This is a genomic window from Cobetia sp. SIMBA_158 (assembly GCF_046566945.1).
GTDB classification, from domain to species: Bacteria; Pseudomonadota; Gammaproteobacteria; order Pseudomonadales; family Halomonadaceae; genus Cobetia; species Cobetia amphilecti.
This window is the reverse complement of record NZ_JAWJYL010001090.1, coordinates 1-236: the sequence shown is the minus strand read 5'-3', so window position 1 is coordinate 236 and position 236 is coordinate 1. Positions and strand designations below refer to the sequence as shown.

At 46.6% G+C, this 236-nt stretch carries 1 protein-coding gene; it reads left to right on the top strand.

All coding sequences use genetic code 11. The annotated features are described in order from the left end of the window. Positions 1-236, top strand: a 236-nt coding sequence (locus R2R70_RS23145) for a cupin domain-containing protein (RefSeq protein ID WP_410979365.1), incomplete at both ends; no start/stop codon positions are given.

Sequence of the window (236 nt, the reverse complement as noted above, 5' to 3'; positions counted from 1 at the left end):
CTCTTGATCGCATAGGCGATGAGGTTGCGCGTGCAACGAGTATTGTTCGTTATGCACCAGGTAGTGAGTTTTCGCAACATGTTCATACCGGCGGGGAAGAGTTTGTTGTGTTAGAAGGTGTTTTTCAGGATGAACATGGCGATTTTCCTGCGGGCTCGTACATCAGAAATCCACCGCAATCACAACATAAGCCGGGTTCAAAAGAGGGATGTGTAATTTTTGTTAAGCTTTGGCAG